The sequence below is a fragment of the Pseudomonas sp. R32 genome (assembly GCF_009866705.1).
In the GTDB taxonomy this organism is placed as follows: domain Bacteria; phylum Pseudomonadota; class Gammaproteobacteria; order Pseudomonadales; family Pseudomonadaceae; genus Aquipseudomonas; species Aquipseudomonas donghuensis.
The window spans coordinates 4,964,640-4,979,751 of record NZ_CP019396.1 but is presented as its reverse complement, the minus strand read 5'-3'; the positions used below and the strand labels follow the sequence as shown (position 1 = coordinate 4,979,751).

The window sequence follows — 15,112 nt, the reverse complement described above, 5'->3', positions numbered from 1 at the left end:
AGTAATTCAGCCTAAGCAGCCGCGCCACGCTGCTGATACAATCGGCCCACGTCAATTTTCAAGTTACTGATCAGGAGCACAACGTGCCCGTCGTTTTTGTTGCCGCTTCCAAGCTGCCTACCCCGTTTGCGACCTTCACCATGCATGGTTTTCTCGATGAAGCCACCGGCCGCGAGCACGTCGTGCTCAGCCTGGGTGATGTGGCCGACGGGCAGCCGGTGCTGGGGCGCCTGCATTCCGAATGCCTGACCGGCGATGCCTTGTTCAGCCAGCGCTGTGACTGCGGTTCGCAACTCGAGGCGGCCCTGCAGGCAATCGCCCGCGAAGGCCGCGGCGTGCTGCTGTACCTGCGCCAGGAGGGCCGTGGTATTGGCCTTCTGAACAAGATCCGCGCCTACGAGCTGCAAGATGGCGGCGCCGATACCGTCGAAGCCAACGAGCGCCTGGGCTTTGCCGCCGACCAGCGTGACTATGGCATGTGCCAGCCGATGCTCGAGCACCTGGGGGTCAAGTCGCTGCGGCTGATGACCAACAACCCGCGCAAGGTCAAGGCCCTCACCGGCATGGGTATCCCGGTTGCCGAGCGCGTGCCGCTGCACACCGGCCACAACCCGCATAACAAACACTACCTGGCGACCAAAGCCGGCAAGCTCGGCCACATGATGGGCAACGAGCACCAGGGCGAGGCCGGACGGGCGTGACCCGCGCCGAGGTGCGTCGCCGTCTGCAACTGGCCTGGTGGCAGTACCTGGCGGTGGCGCTGGCGCCATTGCTGGTGTTTGCCTGGGCCTTTGCTGACCTGCAGGCGCTGATCCCGATCCTGGCCATGCCGATGTTCATCGCCGGCGTGGCGTCGATGTTCCTCAGCCTGCCGCGCTTTGGCGCCTACAAGCATGCGCTGATTGCCACCCAGAAAAGCTTGAACAGTGATGACGAGCCTGGCGCCTGGATCGAGCTGGCGCGCATCCGGCGCCTGGGCATGCTGTTCGGTTGCCTGCCGGCCTGGGTCGCCGCGCTGTCGGTGTTCGTCGGACTTGAGGCGGTGCCACAGGTTCTCCTGGCGATCTCCAGCGTGGTCCTGCTCTACCTCTACCGTATCCCTCGCCAGCTCGGCTGATGCGCCGCTACCTGTGGCTGTTGCTGCTAGCCCTCGGCATGCCGCTGGCGGCGGCGCCGCGGGTGGTCAGCCTGGCGCCTTCGATCAGCGAAATCCTCCTCGACCTGCAGGCCGGCGATCTGCTGGTGGGCATGGCCGAGTGGAAGGAGCGTCCTGCGCAATTGAGCGATGTGCCGTTGGTTGGCCGCTACGGCCAGCTGGACATGGAGCGCCTGCTCAGCGTGCGCCCGGACCTGGTGCTGTACTGGCCGGGCAGCGTGCCGGCGGCTCAGCGTGAGCAGCTTGAACGTCTTGGTATTCCGCTCTACAGCGTCGACGTCCACGAGCTGGATGACCTGGTTTCCCAGGTCGACGAGATTGGCGTGCGGATCGGGCGCAAGGCGCAGGGCGCGCAGTTGTCCGTTGCCCTGCGCCAGCGCCTTGCCGCGCTGCGCCAGCAGTACCGTCGCGAGCGGCCACTGACGGTGTTCTATCAGGTCTGGGACAAGCCGCTGTATACCGTCGGTGGTTACCAGATCATCTCCGATGCCTTGAGCGTCTGCGGCGCGCGCAACCTGTTTGCCGATCTCACCCAGCCGGCGCCACAGGTCAACCTTGAGACCGTGCTGGCGCGTAATCCCCAGGTTGTCCTCGCCGCCGATCAGCCCCAGCTCGATGCCTGGAAGGCCTGGCCGCAGGTCGCGGCAGTGCGTGACGGTCTGCTGCTGCAGGTGCCGGATAAAGGCCTGGAGCGCCCCAGCGGGCAGATGATCGAAGCGACGGCGAAGCTGTGTGCGCTGCTGCAGGCTAAAGTGCCGGTGTCCAAGTGACGCCCAGCAGCCAGGTGCGGCCCTCTTCGCGGTAGTCGCGGTAGCCTGCGCCATAGCTGTACTGCGCACGGCTGTAGGTTTTATCCAGCAGGTTATCAGCCTTGAGCTCCAGGCGGAGCTCGCGGCTGAGGCTCCAACTGCTGCGTAACCCAAGCAAACCGTAGCCAGCCAGCGTCTTGGTGTTGTCCGCGTCGGCGTAACTGCTGCTGACCGCCTGCCAGCTGGCGCCGAGCCCCAGGCGATCGAACTGGCGATCCAGGTCCAGGCTCAGGGTGCGGCGGGCGCGGCGTTCCAGGGTGTGCCCGGAATCGCGGTCACGCGGGTCGATCAGCGCCACGCCGAGGTTGCTCTGCCAGCCGAACCACTCCTGATGCAGACTGGCTTCGAAACCGTTGATGCGTGCCGAGCCCACGTTGTGCGGAATGAAGTTGGGGCCCAGGGAGATCGCATTGCGCAGGTCCGTGCGGTACAGCGAGGTCTCCAGCCGGGTGGTCTCGCTCAGTTGGCTGCGCCATTGCAACTCGTAGCTTTTCGAGCGTTCGGGCTTGAGGTCGGGGTTGCCGAAGTCCGGGTAGTAGAGGTCGTTGAAAGTCGGTGCGCGCAAGCCTTCGCTGTAGGACAGCAGCAGGTCGTTGTCGGCGTTGAGCGGCAGGCCGAGGCTGGCGCTCCAGCTGTTCTGGCTACCGAACTGCTGGTTCTGGTCGCGGCGCACGCCCACTTCGCTGCTGAAGCTGTCGCCCTTGTAGCGATGTTGCACGAAAGCAGCGCGGTTCCAGCGGCTGTCTTGTTCCAGGGGCGTGCTGGCGTGCAGGCGATCCTGGTACCAATCGCCACCGAGCAGCAGGTTGTTGCGCTCGTCGAGGCTCAGGTCGTTCTGCCAGTTGACCGAGTCACGGTAGGTGTTGAACTCGCTACCGCCTGGTTGCAATGTGTCGCGCTTGGTGTCGCGGTTCTCGCTGTGGCCCAGTTCCAGGCGTGAATGCCAGATATCGCTGAGCTGAGCGTCGGCATAGGTGCCGATGCTGCTGAGGTTGAAATCGGTATAGGGCTGGCTGTGGTCGCCGAACAGGTTGTCGTATTCGCTGCGGCCGCGGCTGTCGAGCCAGTTCAGGCCCAGTTCCAGCGAGTCGCTGGCGACATGGCTGAGGTTCAGGTTCAGGCTCTTGTTGCGGTAGGCATCGTGATCGCCGTTGGCGGCGAAGGACTCGCGGGTGGCGTTGATGCCGGCGGTTTCGTCCAGGCCGGCGGCGAGGTTGAAACGGGTGCGTTCATCGCCGCCCGAGAGGCCGACGTCACGTTGCCAGGTCTTGTTGCTGCCAGCGGCCAGGTGCAAGCGGGGTTGCAGGCCGGGCTTGCTGGCGCGGCGGGTAAAGATCTGGATCACCCCGCCAATCGCATCGCTGCCGTAGATCGCCGAGCGCGAACCGCGCAACACTTCGACCCGCTCGATCTGATCGATATTGAGAAACTGCAGGCCACTGTCGCCGGACGAGGTGTTGGCGATGCGCACACCATCGACCAGCACCAGGCTCTGGGCCGACTTGGTGCCGCGAATGAAAATGCCGGGCAAGCTGCCGCGCCCGCCGGTGCGCGAGACCTGAACGCCTGGTACCCGGGTCAGCAGGTCAGTGACGCTGGAAGGCTGCAGGCGATCGATGTCGTCACGGGTGAACACGGTGTTGGCGGCGCTGGTTTGGCTGCGGTCTTCGACCTGGCGGTTGGCGCTGATGAGCGTGTTGGGCAGCTTCAGGGCGCTTTCGCGGTCGATGGGCTCGGCCAGCAGGGTGGTCGGCAATAGCAGGAGTGGGGCTACCAGGCGCAGGGATTTCATGGGCAGTTCCATTGCTATCGCTGGCAAGCCAGCTCCCACAGGTTCTGCATGCGCTGTACTTGTGGGAGCTGGCTTGCCAGCGATGAGGCCGGTTAAGGCCCCGAAGATCACAGACCGAGCAGTTGCATCCGCTGGCGCACCGAAGCCTCGATCCCGGCAGCATCCAGGCCGCATTCGGCGAGCATCTGTGCAGGCTTGGCATGCTCGACATACACATCCGGCAGGCCCAGGTGCAGCATCGGCTTGAGCACGGCTTCGCGGGCGAGGAACTCGCTCACCGCAGCACCAGCGCCGCCCATGATGGCGTTCTCTTCGATGGTCACCAGCAGGTCGTGGCTGCCGGCGATTTCACGCACCAGCGCCTCATCCAGCGGTTTGACGAAACGCATGTCGACCACGGTGGCGTCGATCTGCTCGGCAACCTTCAGGGCTTCGCTCAACTGCACACCGAATACCAGCAGGGCGACCTTGCTGCCCTGGCGGCGAACGATGCCCTTGCCGATTTCCAGCGGCTCGAGGTTGTTGTCGATGGGCGCGTTCGGGCCGCTGCCGCGTGGGTAGCGCACGGCGGCCGGGCCGTTGTACAGGTGGCCGGTGCTGAGCATCTTGCGCAGCTCGTTCTCGTCGCTCGGGGTCATCACCAGCATGCCGGGGATGCAACGCAGGAACGACAGGTCGAAGCTGCCCGCATGGGTCGGACCGTCTTCGCCAACCAGGCCGGCGCGGTCGATGGCGAACAGCACGTCGAGGTTCTGTACCGCGACGTCGTGGATCAACTGGTCGTAGGCACGCTGCAGGAAGGTCGAATAGATCGCCACCACCGGCTTGGCACCTTCGCACGCCATGCCCGCCGCCAGGGTTACCGCGTGCTGTTCGGCAATGGCAACGTCGAAGTAGCGATCCGGGTAGCGCTCGCTGAAGGCCACCAGGTCGGAGCCTTCCTTCATGGCCGGGGTGATGCCGACCAGGCGCTGGTCAGCCGCAGCCATGTCGCACAGCCATTGGCCGAATACCGCGGAGTACTTTGGCCCGCCGGCTTTTTTCGGCGCGGCGGCGGGTTTGTCCACAGGCTCGAGCTTGGTGATCGCGTGGTAGCCGATCGGGTCGACTTCGGCCGGGGCGAAGCCCTTGCCCTTCTTAGTCACCACGTGCAGGAACTGCGGCCCCTTGAGGTCGCGCATGTTGCGCAGGGTGGTGATCAGGGTCGGCAGGTCGTGGCCATCGATCGGGCCGATGTAGTTCCAGCCCAGCTCTTCGAACAGGGTGCCGGGTACCAGCATGCCCTTGGCGTACTCTTCGGTGCGGCGGGCGATTTCCCAGGCGCCCGGCAGGCGCGAGAGGACCTTCTTGCTGCCCTCACGCATGCTCGAGTAGGTGCGGCTGGAGAGGATCTTGGCCAGGTAGTTGGACAGGCCACCGACATTGCGCGAAATCGACATGTCGTTGTCGTTGAGGATCACCAGCATGTCGGCATCGACTTCCTGGGCGTGGTTCAACGCCTCGAAGGCCATGCCGGCGGTCAGTGCGCCGTCGCCGATCACGGCAATGGACTTGCGCGGATCGTTCTGCAGGCGTGCGGCGATGGCCATGCCCAGGGCAGCACTGATCGAGGTGCTGGAGTGACCGACACCAAAGGTGTCGTACTCGCTTTCGGCGCGGCGTGGGAAGGCGGCCAGGCCGTCCTTCTGGCGCAGGGTGTGCATGCGCTGGCGGCGACCGGTGAGGATCTTGTGCGGATAGGCCTGATGACCGACGTCCCATACCAGACGATCGTCCGGGGTATCGAAGACGTAGTGCAGGGCGATCGTCAGCTCGATGACGCCCAGGCCGGCACCGAAATGCCCGCCGGTCTGACCAACGGTATAGAGCAATTCCTGGCGCAACTCGTCGGCCAGGCTCTCCAGGTCGGCTTCAGCCAGGCGGCGCAGGCCGGCAGGCGTATCGGCACGGTCAAGCAGCGGCGTGACCGGGCGTTCGCGGGGGATCTCTTGAAACGTCGTGGGCATCAGGCGAATCGTTATAGATATGAAGTGGCGGCAGTTTACCTTATTGCGGTGTTGGCTGCCCATTGACTGGCAGAGCAGGGGCCTTTGGCCCCTATCGCCGGCAATGCCGGCTCCCACAGGGGTTTGCTCGGTGATACCAGTGCTGCTTAGTTGCGGCGCTCGACAATGTAGCGCGCCAGCTCGCGCAACGGCTCGGCCGCCGCGTCAAACGGACGCAGGGCATGCAGGGCCTGGTCGCGCAGTTCCAGGGCGTAGGCCTTGGCCGCGTCGAGCCCGAGCAGGGCCGGGTAGGTCGGCTTGTCGCGGGCGATGTCGGCGCCCTGGCGCTTGCCCAGGGTCTGGGTGTCGCTTTCGACGTCGAGGATATCGTCCTGGACCTGGAAGGCCAGGCCGATGGCCTGTGCATAAGTTTGCAGGGCCTTGAGCTGGGTCTGGTCGGCGCGGGCACTGGCCAGGGCGCCGAGCTTGACGCTGGCCTCGATCAACGCGCCGGTCTTGTGCCGGTGCATGAACTCCAGCGCCGTCTGGTCGAGCTTGAGGCCCACCGAACCCAGGTCGATGGCCTGGCCGCCGACCATGCCGGCAGGGCCGGCCGCCAGCGCCAGGGCCTGGACCATGGCCAGGCGGATGCTGTCCTGCTGCGGGCTCAGTTGCGGGTCGAGCAGGGCGCTGAAGGCCAGGCTCTGCAGACCGTCACCGGCGAGAATCGCGCAAGCTTCGTCAAATGCCTTGTGGGTGGTTGGCTGGCCACGGCGCAGGTCGTCGTCGTCCATGGCCGGCAAATCGTCGTGCACCAGCGAATAGGCGTGAATCAGCTCGACCGCGCAGGCCGCGCCGTTGGCCTGTTCCGGGGTGGCGCCGAGGGCTTCGCACGCGGCATAGGCGAGCAGCGGGCGAACCCGTTTTCCGCCGTTCATGACGCTGTAGCGCATGGCCTCATACAGGCGGGTGAGCTCCACCGAGGGGGCGATAAACAGTTGCTCGAGGGCGGCGTCGACCCGTGCCTGGCAGTTGGCCTGGTATGCGCCGATCATTCTGGCTGGTCCGCATCGAACGGTTCGGCGGCCAGTTCTCCGTCGCGCTCGAGCAATACCTGAACCTTCTGTTCGGCCTGGGCCAGGGCGCTCTGGCAGTCGCGGGTCAGGCTGATGCCTTGTTCAAAGGCGGTCAGCGAGTCTTCCAGCGACAGCTCGCCGTTCTCCAGGCGCTCGACCAGGGCCTGCAGGTCGGCGAGGGATTGCTCGAAATCAATGGAGGCTTTTTTTCGGGCCATGGCGGCTGTCTCGGTGGCAGTATAAACGGCGCGACACTAGCAGAGCGGGGCGGGGGGAGCAAATCGATAGGGGCGATCTTTCGTCGCATTCTGTTGCACAAAGGCCGCCGGTGAAGTCTTGATTTTTCTGCAGAGCTCGCATTGTGAGGGGTTGTGGCTCTCTGCCATAATCGCGCCCGCTTTACCCCGCGGGTTTCTCGCGGTGAAGCCTCCTATTTCTGTTGTCACGTAATGGACTACGTTGTGAGCTTCCTTTCGATCGAGTTCGGCCTCTGCTTCACACTGTTTTTCATCGTCTACTGGAGCCTGTGCTGGAGCGTTCGCCTGCAGAACGTCCTGCTGCTGGCGGCCAGTTATGGCCTGGTGGCCAGCTTCAGCTTCAACTCCTTGTATATCCTGCTTGGCTACAGTGCCCTGGTGTACCTGCTCGGCCTGGTCGGTGAGCGTTATCCCGGCCGGCGCTTCAGCTATTTGCTGGTGTTGCTGCTGGTGCTGGGTTGCTTCTACCTGTTCAAGTACCAGGAATTCTTTGTCGGCGGCGTGCAGGGCGCCCTGGCCAGTGCCGGGCTGGAGGTGTCGCTGCCGGTGCTGGAAGTGCTGGTGCCGATCGGTCTGTCGTTCTATGCCTTTCACTCGGTCAGCTACCTGGTGTCGATCAACCGCCGCGAGATGCCCTCGGCCTCAGCGTTTGACCTGGCCCTGTACCTGGCGTTCTTCCCCAGCCTGATTGCCGGCCCGGTCAATCGCGCCAGCCACATGCTGGCGCAGATTCGCTCGAGCCGCATCCGTGAAGTGCTGGAGCCGCAACGGGCGCTGGGCCTGATCGCCCTGGCGGTGGTAAAGCTGTTCTTTTGCAGTGCCTGGCTGGCCAGTGAATGGGTCGACCCGGTGTTCGAGACCCCGGGCAGCTATTCGCCCGAGCAGATCCTGCTGAGCGTGTATGGCTACAGTTTCCTGATCTATTTCAACTTCAGCGGCTACACCAACCTGGTTACCGGCATCGCCTTGCTGTTGGGCTTTCGCCTGCCTGACAACTTCAATGCCCCCTATGCCGCGCACAACCTCAAGGAGTTCTGGGGGCGCTGGCATATCAGCCTGTCGCTGTTCATTCGCGACTATGTCTACATCCCCCTGGGTGGTAACCGCCAGGGCGTGTGGCGCGGCAACCTGAACATGCTGCTGGCGATGCTGATTTCCGGCCTGTGGCACGGGGCGAGCATCAATTTCATTATCTGGGGCGCGCTGCACGGTATCGGCCTGGCGCTGTACAAGGCCTCGACCTACATCTTGCCGCAGCCGATGCGCTGGCCGGGCGCGGGGTTGGCGGCGCGCTTGCTGACCTTCCACTATGTGGCCTTCGCCTGGATCTTCTTTCGCAGCGCGAGCCTCGATGAAGCCATGGAGATGCTCGCCGGTATCGGCGGGCTGAGCCTTCAGGGGCTGTTCTCCAGCACCGGCCTGCTGTTGCTGGTGAGCGTGCTGTATGTCGCTGTCTACCCGCAGTTGCTGGCGCTGCTGCGCCAGTTTTTCGCAACCACCACGCGCTTGCCCTGGCAGCTGTATCCGATACCGCTGGGGTTGTTCATTTCCTTGGTCATTTTTGCTTCGCAATCGGGCGTGCCGGGGTTCATCTATGCAAGCTTCTAATGCCGGTCGTTTGCTGGCCGCGCAAACTGGCGCGGCCAAGGCCCTGTACGCCATTGTCATCACCACCCTGTTGCTGTTCTGGCTGAACCAGGATTCGATCAGCCTGTATTGCCAGCAGAAGTATCACCAGAGCTGCGAATTGCCGGTGCTCGGGCAGAGCCCGGCCTGGCGCCTGGGTGGCAACCTGACCCATGCCCTGGGCGATGCCCGCGACAGCTTCATCGACAGCCTGGAGAAACGTAGCGAGCCGGTGCTGGTGGCCAAGGTTGAGGCCAGCGACACCGTCGAGCTGCCCGCGCCGGTTCAGGTGGTTGCGGTGCACCTGGACAAGCCGCCGGTTGCCGTCCCCGCCCCCGTCAGCAAGCCGGCTGCGGTCAAGGTCGCGGCACCTGCTGTTGCACCTGCACCTGCACCTGCACCTGCAGCGCAGGTCGCCCAGGCGCCCTTGCAAGCGGGTACCGTGGTGTCCCTGGCGGCCGGCGATGAAGTATTTCTGGTTGGCGATTCGCTGATGCAGGGCGTTGCTCCGCACCTGGCCAACAGTCTGCGCAAGCGCTACCAGATCAAGAGCGTCAATCTCAGCCGGCAAAGCACTGGCCTGGCCTATCCTGGGTTCTTCAACTGGCCGCAGACCGTGGCCAAGACCCTGGAAAGCGAGCCGAACATTCGCCTGATGGTAATCTTCCTCGGCCCCAACGACCCCTGGGACATGCCCCAGGGCAAGGGCAAGCCGTTTTTGCGTTTCAAATCGCCGGAGTGGGAAGTCACCTACCGCCAGCGTATCGATTCGATCCTCGACCAGGCCCGCGCGCACAATGTGCAGGTGATCTGGGTCGGCCCGCCGAACATGCAAAAGCCCAAGCTGTCTACTGCCATGGCTTACCTGAGCGGGCTCTATGAGCAGCAGACCGGCCTGTATCAACAGCATTACGTCTCGGCCAACCCGGTGCTCGGTTACAACGACGACAGCTTCTCCTATACCTTGCAGAACAGCCAGGGCAAGCGGATCAAGACCCGGGTCGATGACGGCATTCATTTCACCACCACCGGACAGAAGCTGATCTCGGAACGAATTCTCTCGATGATCGCCTTTCCCGGCCTCACTGTAACGGGACACTGATGCGTCGACTGCACAACATTCTGGGGCTGGCCCTGCTGATCTGTGCGCTGCCGGGCTGTAGCCCGGTGGCGGCGGTCAATACCACGGCCAGGTCCGCCACCTCGGCGGCCAAGGCCCCGACCCACCGCGTCGATGGCAACCTGGCGGTGCTGGCGGGCAAGTTCAAGAACGCCAATCGCGCGCCAATCAATATCATCCAGTTTGGCGACTCGCACACCGCCGCAGACCTGTTCAGCGGCGAGATGCGTCGCTTGTTGCAAGCGCGTTATGGCGACGGTGGTATCGGCCTGATCGCCGCCACGCCCGTGTCGGGCACCCGCTATGAGCAGGTCATTCTGAAAACTGCCAAGCGTCAGTGGGAGCTGGTGTCGGCACGTAATCAGCAGAGTACCCAGTTCCCGCTCGGGGGGTACTTGTCGGTGCCGATGGCGGCCAACCCCAGCGTGCGTATCGAGGCTCGTGAGCCCACTGCGCAGCGCTATCGAGTCCAGGCCCTGTACCAGGCACGGGAGAGCAGCACCCTGGTGCTGCGCGACGGCCGCGGGCGCAACCAGCGCATGCTGGCGGCAACCGGCGGGCAATGGCGTTTCGGCCCGCAGGTCGGCAACCTTGGCCTGCCGCTGGACCTGACCCTCAACAGCCGGCCCGGCACGCTGCTGGGTGGCTGGTATATCCAGGGCCAGAAGAATGCCGGGGTGATCTATTCGGCGCTGGGCATCAATGGCGCGCGCCTTGAGGTGCAAGACAAGTGGCAGGCTGGCTGGCAGGACAACCTCAAGACCCTGCGCCCGGACCTGGTGATTCTTGCCTACGGCACCAACGAAGCCTTCGATGACACCCTTGACCTCGCCCTGTACCAGGCGCAACTGCGCAATACCCTCAAGCGCCTGCGCCAGGACCTGCCACGGGCAGTGGTGCTGCTGGTTGGTCCGCCGGACTCGATCAAGCAGCGCAAGGCACGCAGCTGCGCCGCGCGCCAACCGCAGCAACTGGCCCAGGTGATCCGTATCCAGCGTCAGGCGGCCAAGCAGGCCAATGCCCTGTTCTGGGACTGGCAAGCGTACATGGGGGGGCAGTGCTCAATTGCCGGCTGGCAGGCTTCGGGCCTGGCCCGGGGGGATTTGGTGCACCTGACTGCGGACGGCTACAAGAAAAGCGCTGCAGGCCTGCATGACTTTTTGCGCACGCAGCTGGGCTTGAAGTAAGGCAGAAAAAAATAGAGGCGGGGACAACCTCGGGTTGGCTTGCGGGGCCCCATGAAGTCGTCTTCCCGCCTCTTCAATAGAGGCAGATCCGGGTGCATGTCACTGCACCCGCTCAGCACGATACGGCTGCCTTGAATCAGCCGCGATTCACACCTCTGCATTCACCTTAGTAGCTGTCTGCAAGGCTGTAAATTTTCTCGAACACAAATTTTTCAGGCGCTTTCCAGTGCCGGGGTCAGCGCTGCCTGGCGGTAGCGCGCCAGCTCGTCAATGGTCAGAACCGGCAGCGAGTATTGCTTGGCGTACACCGCCACCTGCTCGCCACGGGCCATGCTGCCGTCGGGGTTCATCAGTTCACAGAGCACCGCTGCCGGGCGCAAGCCCGCCAGGCGTGCGAGGTCTACCGAGCCTTCGGTGTGGCCGCGGCGGGTGAGTACGCCGCCATCGCGCGAGCGCAGGGGGAACACATGGCCAGGGCTGACAATGCGCATGTCTGCGCTGGTCGAGTCCAGTGCGGCCTGGATGGTGGTGATGCGGTCCTGGGCCGAGACGCCGGTGGACACACCTTCAGCCGCTTCGATGGTCACGGTGAAACCGGTGCCATGGCGCGCGCGGTTGTTCGGCACCATCGGTGCCAGCGACAGCTCGTCAACGGTGGTTTCATCCAGGCACAGGCAGACGATACCGCTGCAATCGCGGATCATCATGGCCATGGTTTCCAGGCTGATGTTTTCGGCGGCGGCAATGATATCTGCCTCGTCCTCGCGGTCGTCGTCATCCAGCAACAGCACGGGTTTACCGGCCTGGTAGGCGGCGACAGCAGCAGCGACGTTAGGGAATTGCTTGCGGTGCAAAGGGGACATGAAACGCTCCTCGTAAGTGATCGATGAACGTTTCAGGGCGAACAAAATGCGTGCGCCAGGGCGCATGTTGGCCCTGACCTGACGCCTTCTTTCATCCGGACTATGACCGTCGGCTCTGGAGTCTCACCAGATCTGCTGACCCTCGGCCAAAGGCCGAGGCGCTCGCGGGCTCATCTTTCGATTTACCGCCGGTGGGGACTTGCACCCCGCCCTGAAGACCGGCCAAGCATACATCAGAGTGCCATCAGGTTTGCAAGTCCAAGCCTTACGACCTAGGTCTAATTCGGACCTCACAGGCCCAGGGCGTAATCCAGGTAGCCTGGGTAGACCTTGCGCCAGTCATCCTGGAAGGTGTGGCCTTCAGGGTGTTCATGGCTCTGCACCTTGTTGTTGCTGGCGAAGGCTTTCTCGGTGGTAGCGGTCAGTTGCAGGTTGCTTTCATGCTCCTGGGCACCGTGGACCACGACCAGGCGCTTGTCCTTGGCCTTCTGCACGGTGAACGGGATCTTGAAGCCGCCTGGCGACAACAGTACTGCGCCGCTGTAGTTCTGCGGGTACTGGGCGATCAGGTGCGCCGCGTGTTCGGCACCTTGGGAGAAGCCGATCAGGGCGACTTTCGAGCGGTCGATGCGGGTGTCTTTTTCCAGTTTCTTCAGGGCTGCGGCTACCGCCTGTTCGGTCGGCTCAACCGAATGCTGCTGCCACATGAACTGGTGCGCATCACGCTTGAGGGTGCCATTCAATGCCACCAGCACCGCCTTGTCGCCGACCAGGTCAGCACGCATGTTGGTGCCATTGACGCCTTCGGTGCCGAAGCCTGCCAGCCATACCACCACCGGCCAGCCGCCGGCCGGCGCCTTGCCTTCAGGGATGCTGAACGCAGCGAGGCCGGCGTCCTTGGCCTGGGTCGGGTAGTTTTTCTCGGCGGCCTGCAGCAACTTCTGGTAGGCCGGGTCATTTTTCATTGGCTCCAGCTCGTCGTCTTCCTTGAGGATCACGGCTTGCCAGAAACCGCGCTCGCGGGCTTCGTCGAGGTACTGCGCGGCCAGTTCCGGGCTGTCCATGGACGACAGCGCGGCAGCGGCCTGGTAGGCGGCGAAGGCATTCTTCGGGTCCAGGCGGGCGGCAGTCAGGTAGAAGGCCAGGGCGCCGGCATAGTTGTCGTGCTCGCTCTTTTCCTTGTCGCCGGCGTCCATGAACTCGGCCGGGGTGGCGTCGTTGAGGTACAGGTTGGCCATGGCGGCCATGCCTTGCCAGCGGCCCTTGTGCAGGGCCTGGTCGGTGGCTTCGTCGGCGTAGGCGGTGGTGGCAGCGAGGCTGAGGCCGGCCAGCAGGCCGAAGGAGCAGAGGTGCAGGCGGGTAGCTGTCAGCAATGACATGGCCGAGAGTCCTTTTTCGGTAGTGCTCGGCCAGGTGCGGCCGAAGAGGGCGCGAATTCTAGCACCCTGGTCAGTCCTTGAGTTGATTCCAGTCCAGGCCAAAGCGCGCCAGGTACTTGCGCAAGCGGTCGGCATCGTTGGGCTTGTCTTTCTCCAGGCGCGACACATCGAACAGCTGGCGCCCGGCCTCGGACAGGGTGCGGGCGTTGCGGCATACATTAAGCACGGCGTGCAGTTGCAGGCGGTCGAACTGGTCCAGCGCCTTGTCGCCGAGCAATGCATCGAGCGGATTCGCTCCCTGCTCCAGGCCCCAGGCGCGTTGCAGGCGCCCGATCTCCTCCAGCACCAGCGCTTCGTCGATGCGCCCGCTGTCGGCCAGGGTCGCCATGCGCGTGATCGAGGCCGACAGCTCGCGGAAGTTGCCGGCCCAGCGGGCTTGTGGCGAGTTGGCAAAGGCCAGGTAGCGGCGCTTGGCTTCAAGGTTGAAGCGCACCTGGCGGTTCTGCTCGCGGGCATGGCGCTGCAGTTCGAAATCGATGTTTGGCTCGATGTCTTCGCGGCGCCCGGCCAGGCCCGGCAGCTCGAAGGTCCAGAGGTTGATGCGGGCGTACAGGTCTTCACGAAACAGCCCTTCGGCCACCCGGCTGCGCAGGTCGCGGTGGGTACCGGCGATCAGTTGGAAGTCGCTTTCCACTTCGCGGTCCGAACCCAGCGGGAAGAAGCGCTTTTCTTCGATGGCCTTGAGCAGCATGGCCTGCTCGTCGGCGCCCAGCTCGCCGATTTCATCGAGGAACAACATGCCGCCATCGGCGGCGCGCAGCAAACCGTCGCGGGCATTCTGGGCGCCGGTGAAGGCGCCTCTACTGTGGCCGAACAACGCCGACATGGCGCCGTCGCCGCGCAAGGTGGCGCAGTTCACTTCAACAAAGCGGCCCTCCAGTTGGTGGCGGCCACGCTTGAGTTCATAGATGCGCCGGGCCAGGAAGGATTTACCGGCGCCGGTAGGGCCGACCAGCAGCATCGGTGCCCGCGAGCGCAGGGCCACTCGTTCGATCTGCTCGATGGAGCGGTTGAAGGCGGCGTTGCGGGTGGCGATACCGGCCTTGAGAAAGTTCAGGCTGTCGGCCTGCTCGCGTTGGAAGCGTGAGGCGATGTGATCGTAGCGCGACAGGTCGAGGTCAATCAGTGTGCTGGTGCCGGCCGGGTCGGCGGTGTCCTCCTTGCCGCGGGCTGGCGAGGTCTGGATCAGTCGCGCCGGCAGGTAGCGTGCTTCGGTAAGCAGGAACCAGCAGATCTGCGCCACGTGGGTGCCGGTGGTGATGTGGACCAGGTAGTCCTCATGCTCGGTATCGAAAGGGTAGGCGCTGGCAAAGTCGTGCAGCGCGCTATAGACCTCCTCGAAGTCCCAGGGATTACGCAGGACCATGGGCTGCAGGCGCACCTCGGTGTGTGGCGAGATGCTCTGGATGTCGTCACGTATGCGCTCGGCCAGGCCCAGATCGCGGGCGCTGGTGCCGTGGATCAGTTCCAGGCGATCGATAGGCGTGTGCGCTTGCTGGCACAGGCTGATGGTCGGTCGCCAGCGCTGCCAGCGCGCCGCGCCCTTGCCGTTGCGATCAAGGGTGGTGCCGAGAAAGCCGATGGCGACGCTGCGTTTGCCCATGTCTGTTTAGCTCAAAAGATAAATACGTATCTCATCATATATAAATAAATTGATTCATGCGGGGGCGGAGGAGCCTAAAATTTACGGCCTAAAAAATAAATTCCTTACAAATCAATAAGATAAAAATATTTTTGATTCTGATTTTGAAACCTGGCACGCCCCTCGCAATATCTCCCTCGACCGCATCGCCAAGCTGGCC

13 protein-coding genes and 1 riboswitch are annotated in these 15,112 nt (G+C 63.7%); of the genes, 6 read left to right on the top strand and 7 right to left on the bottom strand.

Going from position 1 to position 15,112, the window contains the following annotated elements; translation table 11 throughout:
• Positions 1-83: 83 nt before the first annotated feature.
• From ribA to PspR32_RS22970, 3 genes are read left to right on the top strand one after another with little or no spacing between them, the layout of a single operon-like run.
• Positions 84-701 (top strand): GTP cyclohydrolase II, encoded by a 618-nt coding sequence (gene ribA / locus PspR32_RS22980; RefSeq protein WP_010222848.1) that lies wholly within the window; start codon positions 84-86, stop codon positions 699-701.
• Positions 698-1,117, top strand: coding sequence for a hypothetical protein (locus tag PspR32_RS22975; protein WP_010222849.1), 420 nt, complete (start codon positions 698-700; stop codon positions 1,115-1,117). The genes ribA and PspR32_RS22975 overlap by 4 nt, the downstream gene beginning before the upstream one ends.
• Positions 1,117-1,926, top strand: a complete 810-nt coding sequence (locus PspR32_RS22970; RefSeq protein ID WP_159389218.1) for a cobalamin-binding protein — start codon at positions 1,117-1,119, stop codon at positions 1,924-1,926. The genes PspR32_RS22975 and PspR32_RS22970 overlap by 1 nt, the downstream gene beginning before the upstream one ends.
• On the opposite strand, the gene PspR32_RS22965 is transcribed toward PspR32_RS22970, so the two are convergent.
• The 4 genes from PspR32_RS22965 to PspR32_RS22950 all read right to left on the bottom strand — a co-directional run bounded on the left by PspR32_RS22965 (position 1,904) and on the right by PspR32_RS22950 (position 7,036).
• A complete protein-coding gene (locus tag PspR32_RS22965; protein WP_159389217.1) occupies positions 1,904-3,757 on the bottom strand; it encodes a TonB-dependent receptor domain-containing protein in 1,854 nt (617 codons plus the stop codon). The genes PspR32_RS22970 and PspR32_RS22965 overlap by 23 nt on opposite strands.
• A gap of 107 nt (positions 3,758-3,864) precedes the next feature.
• Positions 3,865-5,763 carry a 1-deoxy-D-xylulose-5-phosphate synthase gene (gene dxs / locus PspR32_RS22960; RefSeq protein WP_036996995.1) on the bottom strand — a complete coding sequence of 633 codons (1,899 nt, stop codon included), beginning with the start codon at positions 5,761-5,763 and terminating at the stop codon, positions 3,865-3,867.
• A gap of 146 nt (positions 5,764-5,909) precedes the next feature.
• On the bottom strand, positions 5,910-6,797 hold the full coding sequence (ispA, locus tag PspR32_RS22955) for a (2E,6E)-farnesyl diphosphate synthase (protein WP_159389216.1): 888 nt from the start codon (positions 6,795-6,797) through the stop codon (positions 5,910-5,912).
• Entirely contained in the window at positions 6,794-7,036 is a 243-nt protein-coding gene (locus tag PspR32_RS22950; protein WP_036996992.1) for an exodeoxyribonuclease VII small subunit, read from the bottom strand. The genes ispA and PspR32_RS22950 overlap by 4 nt, the downstream gene beginning before the upstream one ends.
• A 243-nt stretch (positions 7,037-7,279) precedes the next feature.
• Between PspR32_RS22950 and PspR32_RS22945 the strand changes: the two genes are divergently transcribed.
• From PspR32_RS22945 to PspR32_RS22935, 3 genes are read left to right on the top strand one after another with little or no spacing between them, the layout of a single operon-like run.
• Positions 7,280-8,683, top strand: coding sequence for an MBOAT family O-acyltransferase (locus PspR32_RS22945; protein WP_010222855.1), 1,404 nt, complete (start codon positions 7,280-7,282; stop codon positions 8,681-8,683).
• Entirely contained in the window at positions 8,670-9,803 is a 1,134-nt protein-coding gene (locus tag PspR32_RS22940; RefSeq protein WP_036996990.1) for an SGNH/GDSL hydrolase family protein, read from the top strand. Before PspR32_RS22945 ends, PspR32_RS22940 begins: the two co-directional genes overlap by 14 nt.
• On the top strand, positions 9,803-11,008 hold the full coding sequence (locus PspR32_RS22935; protein WP_159389215.1) for an SGNH/GDSL hydrolase family protein: 1,206 nt from the start codon (positions 9,803-9,805) through the stop codon (positions 11,006-11,008). The genes PspR32_RS22940 and PspR32_RS22935 overlap by 1 nt, the downstream gene beginning before the upstream one ends.
• Before the next feature lie 212 nt (positions 11,009-11,220).
• Here PspR32_RS22935 and ribB read toward each other — a convergent pair whose 3' ends face one another.
• The 3 genes from ribB to rtcR form a co-directional block, all read right to left on the bottom strand.
• A complete protein-coding gene (ribB, locus tag PspR32_RS22930; protein ID WP_026001301.1) occupies positions 11,221-11,871 on the bottom strand; it encodes a 3,4-dihydroxy-2-butanone-4-phosphate synthase in 651 nt (216 codons plus the stop codon).
• A gap of 79 nt (positions 11,872-11,950) precedes the next feature.
• Positions 11,951-12,094, bottom strand: a riboswitch (FMN riboswitch).
• 67 nt (positions 12,095-12,161) lie between these two features.
• A complete protein-coding gene (locus PspR32_RS22925; protein WP_159389214.1) occupies positions 12,162-13,250 on the bottom strand; it encodes an alpha/beta hydrolase in 1,089 nt (362 codons plus the stop codon).
• Positions 13,251-13,320: 70 nt separating this feature from the next.
• On the bottom strand, positions 13,321-14,913 hold the full coding sequence (rtcR, locus tag PspR32_RS22920; RefSeq protein ID WP_159389213.1) for an RNA repair transcriptional activator RtcR: 1,593 nt from the start codon (positions 14,911-14,913) through the stop codon (positions 13,321-13,323).
• Positions 14,914-15,112 lie beyond the last annotated feature (199 nt).